This is a genomic window from uncultured Arthrobacter sp. (assembly GCF_902805515.1).
GTDB lineage: Bacteria > Actinomycetota > Actinomycetes > Actinomycetales > Micrococcaceae > Arthrobacter_D.
In genome coordinates, this window is record NZ_CADCTE010000107.1 from 1 (window position 1) to 9,191 (window position 9,191).

The following is a 9,191-nucleotide window of genomic DNA, read 5'->3' on the forward strand; positions in this document are numbered from 1 at the left end:
CGGGCGACGATGCCGCCCTTGAGGGGCTCACCACCCTGGTGATGCGGAAGGTCTTCGCGCCCGCGGCTATCGACGGATTCCTGCTGCAGTACTCGCTCAGCTAGCGCGGCCAGCGCCCGCCGCAGCGCCCCGAAGGCGGCTCAGCTCACCGCGTACCGGCGGACGAAGTTGCGCAGGATCCGGGCGGGGTGATCCACCCGCAGACCGCGGGCACGCCGCATATAGTCTTCGGCCTCCTCGGGCGGGAAGTACCCGGCGTTGCGGTAGATCGAAATCCGTTCCACCAGGGCATCGACGTCGAGCTCCGGATGGAACTGGGTGGCGTAGAGGTTTTCCTTGATCCGAAACATCTGGATGGGACAGGCCGGTGACGAGGCAAGGACCACCGCCCCCCGCGGAGGGGTGGCACAGGCTTCCTTATGGCCGACGAACGCGGTGAAGGCCTCCGGCACGCCCTCGAGCAGCGGATCCTCGGCGCCGGCTCCGCTGAGCGTCACCGTCGCGGCGCCGACCGGCTCACCGAAGGTCCGATCGATCACCGCCCCCTGGTGCCGGCCCAGCGTTCCCACGCCGTAACAGGCACCCAGGAAAGGAAAGTCCTCCGCCACAACCTCGTCGAGGAGAGTACCGAGTCCCCGCTCGACCCGGCGCTGCTCGGCCGATTTCTCCTGCTCGGGATCTGACGAGTTGTAGGGGCTGCCGCCGACGAAGATCCCGGAGTACCGCTCCAGGTCGATCGGCGGAATCGGTCCCTGCTCCACCCTCACCCGGTGGAGCTCGTCCGGTGCGAGCCCGCCGAAGCGCAGGAAGCCCTGATATTCGCCCTCGGCGGCAGCGTCGTCGGCACGGGTGGCCAGCAGGAGAAACGGTTTCACCCCTCGAATGCTACTGCGTTCCGCACGGGACCGCCGGGCCGGCCCACCCCGACGCGCCAGCTTCCTCTGCGGGGGTGGTCCGGACCGATCGGTGCGAGAATTGAAAGGAAAGCGCAAGGACAACGGGGCCGCCGACAGGCGCCGGCAGCCGCGCGAGCGGACTCTGGTGCCCGGCCCTTCCGATGGAGGACAGGCAATGGACGCAGGGCAGAACGGCAGCGCAGGCGCGGAGGCCCCGCTGCGGGTGATGAATGTCCCCGAACGCCGCCGCTACGAACTTGTCGAAGAGGGGGCCGGCATCATTGGCTTCACCGACTATCGAGTGCGCCCGTCCTCCAACCAGATCCTGCTCCTCCACACCGAGGTCGACCGCGCCTACTCCGGCCGCGGACTCGGAGCGCAGCTTGCCCGCTTCGCGCTCGACGACGCCGGCGCGAGCGGCCTGCGGATCGTTCCGCTGTGTCCCTACATCGCGACCTACCTCCGCACCCACCATGAATGGGACCATCTCATCGACAAGCCAGCCACCTCCGCCCAACCGGAAGCAGACCCTTCGTGACCACCGATTCCCAGCCCCGCACCGCCCGCCGCGTCTTCCTCGACAAGGAAGACCCCGCACTCTTCCGCGCCCTCAACGGCCTGGCCCTGAAGGTCAAGGAAACGGCCGAAGCAGCGGGAATCGGCGCGGAACTCTCTGAACTGATCAAGGTCAGGGTCTCCCAGCTCAACGGCTGCGCCTACTGCCTTGACGTCCACACGGAGGAGGCCCTCGCGGCGGGGATTTCCCAACGCAGGTTGTCGGTGCTTTCTGCCTGGCGCGACACCGAACTGTTCAGCGAGCAGGAGCGTGCGGGCCTCGCGCTTGCCGAGAGCGCCACGCTGCTTCCTCCCTCGGAGGTCCTCGACGAGGAACACGCGAAGGCACGGAAGGTCCTGAGCGACGCCGAGTTCTCGGCGGTTAACTGGATCGCCCTCACCATCGGGGTGTTCAACCGCATCTCAATCATCAGCCGCCATCCCGTTCGGGAGTAGCGGGTCTCTTCCGGGCCGTCCGGCGTGACAGGGCGTGTCAAGAATTTGACGGGGTAGTAAAGGCGCATAGGCTGTCCCCGGGGGCGCACCGGGCTCCCCCGGGGGAGGAATTGGCATGGCATTCGGCGACGAGCTGAGGAGCGCCCGCACGGCGAAGAAACTCACCCAAAGCGAGCTCGGAGCCGGCCGGTACTCGGCGAGTTACGTTTCGCTCCTCGAAAGTGGCCAACGCCAGCCCAGCAGGGAGATGGCCTGGCATTTCGCCGACCTGCTCCAACTCGACCCGCAGACCGTCCTTGGCTGGATCCGAACCGGGCCCGCCGACGACGGCGGTGCACTCGCCGCCGCCCTGCAGCACGCCCAGAACGCCTGGGACCTCAAGGACTACGCCCTCGCGGCCTCCGAGTCCGAATATGTGGCCAGCCTGGCCCGCGAGCAGTCGAATTCGGCGATCTGGTGGCACTTCACCAATCTCCAGGCCGAGGCATACTCGGCCCTGCGGCGCCCCGATCTTGCGGAGGAGACGCTCACCGAACTGCTCGCCCACCCCCTGACCGGTGAGTGGCCCGAGCTCGAGGCGACCGTGCTGAGCGCGCTCTCCGTTGCGAAACGCGCCACCGGAGCCCTCGACGAGGCGATCACCCTCGCCCGCTCCGCCGTCGCCGCCGCGTCCTCACTCCCTGACCACTCGGTGACCCGCCTCAAATGCGGATTCATCCTCGTGGCTGCCCTTTCGGTTCGGGGGGACTATGAGGAGGCCTGGGAGGAAGCCCTTCCACTCACCGACCTCTCAACGGTTCCGGGCCTGTCCTCCCCAACGATCGGAAGGGCCGGCTGGGTGGTCGGCAATATCGCGTTCCGCCGCGGCGATGTGGAGACCGGCCTGGCCCAGCACGCCATCGCGGCACAGCACCTCACCCCCCACACCGACGTGGGGCTCTGGGCGCACTTCAATCGGGCCACTGCCTCGGCACGCCTCCTTGCCGGCATCTCGGACGACGCCGTCGAACAGTGCCTCGCCAACGCCGATCTTGGGTTCCGCATCGCCGGCACGGACTCCGAACGGTCCGAACTGCTGCTCGCCCGGGCGCACCTCCAGTCGCTGCGCGGCGACCTCGGTGCCGCCTATGCACTCATCGAACAGGTGAAGGACCCGGAGGACCTCGAGTTCGAATCCGCAGGCCTGAGGGAGCGCCTCCTCGGTCAGTACTACGCCAGCGTGGACGCACCGGCGCCGGCCCGCAGGCACTACCTCCGGGCGGCCAAGCACTACTCCGACGCAGGGGACCCCGAAACCGCCTCCGAGGTCCTCAACGAACTGCTGGACACCAGCCTCTGACGCGCAGCTTAATGGAAACCGCCCGCCCACCGGCTCAATGCAGGTGGGCGGGCGGAAGCTGAACGGCGGCCTAGGAGCCGACGGCGGCTGAGGCTGCGGGCCCCGGCTGCCACTGCGGGAGGATCATCTCGCCCTCATCCACGACGTTGTCGTGGGTTTCCTTCGCACCGTTGGTGACGATGGCGCGGATCACCTCGACCGGAAGCTTCGGCTTCCGGTTTTCGTCGGTCAGCCCGTTGGCCTCCTGCATCGTGTCGGTGAGTTGGGTGTAGCAGAATCCCGCAAGGACCGGGCTCGTCTGCAGGGCGGAGAACAGGCCACCGACACGGTCGGCGAAGTCTTCGGGCGAATCGACGGTGGAGTAGCCCCACGTGGCGATGGGGCTGTTCGGCGCATAGGTCACGCCGCCGAACTCCGAAACCATCACCGGCTTCCCGCTGGCACCGGTGGGAAGGGTCGTCAGCCTGCGGCCGGCCGGACCCACCCCCTCCACGAGGCCCTCGACCGCCTCAGCGGTCGAATAGTTCGCCTTCAGCCCGTCGTGCGTCGTCGTGTAGTCGTGGATGGTCATCAGATCGGACTCGGTGTGCTCCCAGCCGTCGTTGGAGACGACGGGGCGGGTCGGATCGAGGGCCTTGGTGAGGTGGTACAGCGCCTGCACGAAGTGCTGCTGGGCGGGATCATGCGAGATGTGCTGGACGCCCCAGCTCTCGTTGACCGGAACCCAGGTGACGATCGAGGGGTGCGAGATGTCCCGTTCGACCACGCTCATCCACTCGCGGGTCACCCGCTGGACTGCGGTCGGGGAGAACTCGAAGGTGCTGCCGATCTCGCCCCAGATCAGCAGGCCCAGGCGGTCCGCCCAGTACAGGAAGCGGGGGTCCTCGACCTTCTCGTGCAGCCGGGCCGAGTTGAACCCCAGATCCTTGATCAGCTGGATCTCGTCCTGGATGGCCTGCGAGTCCGGCGCGGTGTACAGGGAGTCGGGCCAGAAGCCCTGCTCGAGCACGGAGCGCACGTAGAACGGGCGGTCGTTGAGGAGGAAGTGGCCGCCGGCTTCGCCCACGCTGCGCAGGCCGAGGTAGGACCAGATCTCGTCGAGGACGTTGCCCTCCCGGTCCATCAGCACGACGCGCGCATCGAGGAGCCGCGGGTGGTCGGGGGACCACAGGAGGTTCTCATAAGCCTGGCCGTTCGCCTGGTGGGCCAGGGCGTTCGTCAGAGTGAACCGGGGCTGGGAGGAGAACACCTGGTGGGTGCCGAGGGGTTTGCCGCGGTAGCTGAGCTCGACCCGGACGCTCACCTCGTCGACCGGACGGGAGGACAGTTCGACGTCGAGGCTCACCGTCCCGCCGGGCACGTCGGTTCGCCAGGCGATCCTGCGGACGGACGTGGCGGGGACGGCCTCGAGCCAGACCCGCTGCCAGATCCCGGTCGAGCGGTGGTACCAGATGACGTGCGGCTCTTCGAGCCAGTCCTGCTTGCCGCGCGGCTGGGAGACGTCGTGGGGGTCGTCTTCGGCCCGGACGACGAGGACGACGTCCTCCCCGGTCCTCGCCTGGTCCGTGATGTCGAAGGAGAACGGTGTCTGGCCGCCCTCGTGGGTGCCCAGCAGCCGGTCACCGGCCCACACCGAGGCCCGGTAGTCCACCGCGCCGAAGTGGATCAGCACCCGGTCCTCACCGCCGGCCCACCCGCTTGCGGCGATGTCGGCCGGGGTGAGGGTGCGCCGGTACCAGACCACGGGGTGGAAGCCCGTGTCACCGATGCCGGAGCGGGTGGATTCGGGCGGGAACGGGACGAGGATCCGCTTGCTGAAGCTGGTCGTTCCGGCTGCCCACCCGCTGGCAATCCCGGTATTTGAGTCGTCATGCTCGAACTCCCACTCCCCCGACAGGTCGTGCCAGTGGCGCCGGACGAGCTGGGGCCGCGGGTAGGTGCCGTCTTGGGTGCTTGCGCTGAAGGAGGAAGAGTTAGGCATGGCGTCAATCCTGTCCGAGTTTTTCAACGCTGTAAAGTCGATTTCGCGAAACGTTCAACGATGACGCGGCTTAGGTTACGGCGCCCGTTCAGGCCGACGGAACGGCCGGCTCGCCCTGGGGCACTGCCAGTGCGGCGGACACGGACGGGGTGCTCCCCCGGATCGTGAGTCCATGGGGAACGATCCGGTGCCGGCCCACACCGCGGAAGCCGTCGATGCGTTCGGTCAGCAGTTCGAGAGCCGTCGAAGCCAGCGCCGACTTGTCCGGAGCCACCGAGGTCAGGCTCGGCGTCGTGTACCTCCCAATAGCCGTGTCGTCCCACCCGAGCACCGCGATTCCATCGGGCACCGAAATGCCGGCGGCGGCGCAGGCACGCAGTGCTCCGGCGGCGAATTTGTCGTCGCGGCAGACGATGCCGTCGATGGAGACCCCCCGGTCCAGGGCAGCCCGGACCGCCTCGCCGCTGGCTTCGGACGAGAAGTCCCTCACCGACAGGACGAGCCCGGGATCCGGATCCAGCCCCGCCTCGATCAGGCCCTGCTGGTACCCAAGCAGCCGCTTGTCCGTCGAGAAGGTGACGTCGTCCTCGACCACGCCGAGGAAGGCGATGCGGCGCCGTCCCTGCCGGAGGAGGAAATGGACCGCTTCGGCCGCTGCGGCGACGTTGTCGATCATCACGTGGTCGCTGGTCGCCGGCATCGCGCCCTCCCCCAGCAGCACCAGGGGGGTGTCGTGGTGGAGCTTCGCGATGGACAGTGCGCCAATACTGACCGGATGGAAGATGATGCCGTCCACCAGGCCGGCTTCCCGGTCCTCGAGCACTGCATGCTCGGCGTCGAGTTTGCCAAGGGTCTGTTCGATGATGACGCGGTAGTTCCGCCGCGCCGCCTCTTCGGCGATCTGGCGGGAGAGCTCCGAAAAGTAGGGGTGGTCGATCTCCGGGATGGCGAGGGCGATCATCCCGGTTCTGCCCGTCACAAGGCGGCGGGCGGTCAGGTTCGGCCGGTAGCCGAGCTTGTCGATGGCGGCCTGCACCCGGCGCCTCAGTTCGGGCGCCACATGCGGGTAGTCATGGACAACGTTGGACACGGTCTTCGTCGACACGCCTGCGACTTCGGCTACATCGACAAGTCTTACTCGCTTCACTGGCACCCCCTCGCTGGAAAATTAATACTAGTGGACAGTCGGGCCTCATTGGGGCTTACTAGACATACAAGTTTACAGCGCTGTATCTTGAGGCAACGTCTACGGAACGCCGCCTTGCCGGATGGGCCGCCTGACAACGATGCGAAACGCCCTGGGCGCTGAGCACCACTTTCACCGAGGAGGACAATGATGACCTATCCGAAGCGGTTCATCCGTAACCGTGTATCCACAGCCACCGCCATTGGGGCTACCGCCCTTCTGGCGCTTACCGCCTGCGGAGGTGGCGGAGCCCAGCAGGGCACGGCCACGGAGTTCACCGGTGAATACACCGGCCCGAAGGTCGAACTCGACTACTGGAACGGGTTCACCGGCGGTGACGGCCCGTTCATGGAAAAGATGGTTGAAGAGTTCAACGCCGAGCACGACAACATCAAGGTCGTCCCCAACACGATCAAGTGGGCCGACATGTACCAGAAGCTCCCGGCCGCCGTTCAGGCCGGCGAGGGCCCCGACGTCGGCGTCATGCACCTCGAGCAGCTGTCGAGCAACGCCGCCCGCAACGTGATTGTTCCCGTCGATGACCTCGCCGAGGAGCTCGATCTGACCGGCGAAGACTTCACCGAGGAGGTCTGGGACGCAGGCGTCTACCAGGACGCGCGCTACGGCATCCCGCTCGACGTTCACTCCCTGGCGATGTACTACAACACCGAGCACTTCGAAAAGGCGGGCATCACCGAGGCCCCCACCGACGCCGCATCCTTCGATGAGGCCCTGAAGAAGCTGAAGGCCGCCGGCTACGAGAACCCGTTCTGGATGCCTGCGAAGTGGCCCAGCCACCTCATGAATCTCTCACTGCTCTGGCAGAACGGCGGCGAGCCCTACGACGCCGATGGAGCCAAGGCGACCTTCGACTCCGAGGCCGGCGTCAAGGGACTCGAGTGGCAGACCTCGATCATCGAGGACGGCTACAGCCCGAAGAACGTCGCCATCGACTCCCAGTACGTGGCGTTCAAGAACGGCGAGAACTCCATCACCTGGGACGGCATCTGGCAGTTCAACGACCTCGAAAGCGCGGGCGTCCCCTACGCTGCAGCGCCCATCCCGGTCATTGGCGAGGACGACGCCGTGTGGGCCAGCTCGCACAACTTCTTCCTCCCCCGCCAGGCCCAGCCCGACGAGAACAAGGCCAACGCAGCGAAGGTCTTCATCGCCTGGATGAGCGAAAACTCCGCCACCTGGGCCGGCTCAGGCATGATTCCCGCCCGCGAGTCGGTGCGTGAAGAAGGAGCCCTCGACGGAACCCCGCAGGAACCCATCGCCGAGAAGGTCGATTCGATGAAGTTCCTTCCCCCCGTTCCCGGACTCGGCACCGTCCAGGCCGAAACCCTCGAGGTCGGCGTCGACAACGCGATCCTCGGCGAACAGGAGCCCAAGGAAGCCCTTTCAAAAGTTGCTGCGAAAGCATCCCAGCTGATGGAAGAAAACCAAGCATCGTTCGGAAAATAGCCTGACATGAAATCGTCATCCCAGCTGGGCGCCTCCTCCAAGGAGGGGGCGCCCGGGCGGCAGCCGACCACTACGCCCACAAAGATTGCGGCCCCGAAAACGAATAAGGGTGTCGCCAAGCAGGCAGCAGGCACTCCGTGGCTGTTCCTTGCTCCGTACCTGATTCTCTTTATCGGGTTCGTCCTCATCCCCATCGTCTTCGGCCTCTGGATCAGCCTGCACGCCTGGGACTACACCCGGCCGCTGCAGCCCTTCGTGGGCCTCGCCAATTACACAGCGCTGTTCCAGCCCGACTCGCCCTACTTCGAGAGCTTCTGGAGCTCCATGGAGGCCACGGGCATCTTCACTCTCTTCAGCGTTCCGCTGCTGCTGACCATCCCCCTGGCCGTAGCACTGCTGATGGCCTCGAAGTTCCCGGGCCGCAACTTCTTCCGTGCCGTATATTTCGCGCCCTACGTCCTCGGCGTGGCGGTCATCTCCGTGCTCTGGCGTTACCTGCTGGACAACAACATCGGCCTCGTCAACTACTACCTCGGCGTGCTGGGGCTTCCTGACGACACCGCCTGGACCACCTCCACGCCCGCGGCATGGGTTGCCCTCGTCGGTGTGACGGTGTGGTGGACCCTCGGGTTCAACGCCGTCATCTACCTCGCGGCCCTGCAGGACATTCCTGCCGAGCTCTACGAAGCGGCAAGGGTCGACGGCGCCAACAAGTGGCAGCAGTTCGTCAACGTCACGCTCCCGGGCCTGCGCCCGGTGTTGTCCTTCGTCACCATCGTCACGCTCATCGCCTCGGTGAACATGTTCGGCCAGTCCTACCTGATTACCCTGGGCGGCCCCGGACGTGAGACCCGCACCGCGATCTACCAGATCGCCGAGACGGGCCTGCGCAACTTCCAGATGGGGAACGCGGCAGCCATGAGCTACGTGCTCACCCTGTTCCTCATGCTTCTGAGCCTTATCGTGTTCTGGCTCTTCCGTGAAAAGAAGGAGGGGAAATGACACAGCTCACCGAGTCCGGTGCGTCAACAGCATCCGGAGCATCCGGAGCGGGAAACAGCGGACGCCCGTCCGCCAAGCGAACCGATCCAGCCGGGCGGCGCCGAATGGTCCTGCGGCTGATCATCCTCAGCATCGTCGCGCTGATCTTCATCAGCCCGCTCATCTTCATGTTCCTCACCTCCTTCAAGACCCGCGAGGACGCCACCGGGATCCCCCCAAGCTGGATCCCCGACCCATTCACCACCCAGGCGTACGAGTCGATTCTGGCTCCAGGCAGCAGCACCCCGGTACTGCGCTGGTTCCTCAACA

8 protein-coding genes and 1 pseudogene are annotated in these 9,191 nt (G+C 66.3%); 6 read left to right on the forward strand and 3 right to left on the reverse strand.

Annotated features, from left to right (window positions below):
• Positions 1 to 140 precede the first annotated feature (140 nt).
• Positions 141 to 875 carry a glutamine amidotransferase gene (locus tag QZX79_RS09540; RefSeq protein ID WP_294567913.1) on the reverse strand — a complete coding sequence of 245 codons (735 nt, stop codon included), beginning with the start codon at positions 873 to 875 and terminating at the stop codon, positions 141 to 143.
• Positions 876 to 1,071: 196 nt separating this feature from the next.
• Between QZX79_RS09540 and QZX79_RS09545 the strand changes: the two genes are divergently transcribed.
• From QZX79_RS09545 to QZX79_RS09555, 3 genes are all read left to right on the forward strand, one after another.
• Positions 1,072 to 1,434, forward strand: a complete 363-nt coding sequence (locus QZX79_RS09545) for a GNAT family N-acetyltransferase (protein ID WP_294567915.1) — start codon at positions 1,072 to 1,074, stop codon at positions 1,432 to 1,434.
• Positions 1,431 to 1,907, forward strand: coding sequence for a carboxymuconolactone decarboxylase family protein (locus tag QZX79_RS09550; RefSeq protein WP_294567917.1), 477 nt, complete (start codon positions 1,431 to 1,433; stop codon positions 1,905 to 1,907). Before QZX79_RS09545 ends, QZX79_RS09550 begins: the two co-directional genes overlap by 4 nt.
• Before the next feature lie 115 nt (positions 1,908 to 2,022).
• Complete coding sequence (locus QZX79_RS09555; protein ID WP_294567918.1) at positions 2,023 to 3,246, forward strand: helix-turn-helix domain-containing protein; 1,224 nt, start codon at positions 2,023 to 2,025, stop codon at positions 3,244 to 3,246.
• A gap of 70 nt (positions 3,247 to 3,316) precedes the next feature.
• On the opposite strand, the gene QZX79_RS09560 is transcribed toward QZX79_RS09555, so the two are convergent.
• Both QZX79_RS09560 and QZX79_RS09565 read right to left on the reverse strand, forming a co-directional pair.
• On the reverse strand, positions 3,317 to 5,227 hold the full coding sequence (locus QZX79_RS09560) for a glycoside hydrolase family 2 TIM barrel-domain containing protein (RefSeq protein ID WP_294567919.1): 1,911 nt from the start codon (positions 5,225 to 5,227) through the stop codon (positions 3,317 to 3,319).
• A gap of 88 nt (positions 5,228 to 5,315) precedes the next feature.
• Positions 5,316 to 6,374, reverse strand: a complete 1,059-nt coding sequence (locus QZX79_RS09565) for a LacI family DNA-binding transcriptional regulator (protein WP_294567921.1) — start codon at positions 6,372 to 6,374, stop codon at positions 5,316 to 5,318.
• Positions 6,375 to 6,560: 186 nt separating this feature from the next.
• Between QZX79_RS09565 and QZX79_RS09570 the strand changes: the two genes are divergently transcribed.
• From QZX79_RS09570 to QZX79_RS09580, 3 genes and pseudogenes are all read left to right on the forward strand, one after another.
• Positions 6,561 to 7,880: an ABC transporter substrate-binding protein gene (locus tag QZX79_RS09570; RefSeq protein WP_294567923.1), complete on the forward strand. Its 1,320-nt coding sequence runs from the start codon at positions 6,561 to 6,563 to the stop codon at positions 7,878 to 7,880.
• 6 nt (positions 7,881 to 7,886) lie between these two features.
• Entirely contained in the window at positions 7,887 to 8,882 is a 996-nt protein-coding gene (locus QZX79_RS09575) for a carbohydrate ABC transporter permease (protein WP_294567925.1), read from the forward strand.
• Positions 8,879 to 9,191: pseudogene (locus QZX79_RS09580) on the forward strand (carbohydrate ABC transporter permease); the annotation flags it as partial. The gene QZX79_RS09575 and the pseudogene QZX79_RS09580, both read left to right, overlap by 4 nt.